This is a genomic window from Salmonella sp. SAL04213, assembly GCF_046550535.1.
GTDB classification, from domain to species: Bacteria; Pseudomonadota; Gammaproteobacteria; order Enterobacterales; family Enterobacteriaceae; genus Salmonella; species Salmonella enterica.
The window spans coordinates 1-561 of sequence record NZ_JBGDXS010000027.1 but is presented as its reverse complement, the minus strand read 5'-3'; the positions used below and the strand labels follow the sequence as shown (position 1 = coordinate 561).

The 561-nt window shown below is 53.7% G+C and carries 1 rRNA gene; it reads right to left on the bottom strand.

Annotated features, from left to right (window positions below):
* Window positions 1-540, bottom strand: a 23S ribosomal RNA gene (locus tag ACLJPQ_RS22445); the annotation flags it as partial.
* Window positions 541-561: the final 21 nt, after the last annotated feature.

The window sequence follows — 561 nt, the reverse complement described above, 5'->3', positions numbered from 1 at the left end:
GCTCCCACTGCTTGTACGTACACGGTTTCAGGTTCTTTTTCACTCCCCTCGCCGGGGTTCTTTTCGCCTTTCCCTCACGGTACTGGTTCACTATCGGTCAGTCAGGAGTATTTAGCCTTGGAGGATGGTCCCCCCATATTCAGACAGGATACCACGTGTCCCGCCCTACTCATCGAGCTCACAGCACATGCGCTTTTGTGTACGGGGCTGTCACCCTGTATCGCGCGCCTTTCCAGACGCTTCCACTAACACACATGCTGATTCAGGCTCTGGGCTCCTCCCCGTTCGCTCGCCGCTACTGGGGGAATCTCGGTTGATTTCTTTTCCTCGGGGTACTTAGATGTTTCAGTTCCCCCGGTTCGCCTCATTAACCTATGGATTCAGTTAATGATAGTGTGACGAGTCACACTGGGTTTCCCCATTCGGGTATCGCCGGTTATAACGGTTCATATCACCTTACCGGCGCTTATCGCAGATTAGCACGCCCTTCATCGCCTCTGACTGCCAGGGCATCCACCGTGTACGCTTAGTCGCTTAACCTCACAACCCGAAGATGTTTCT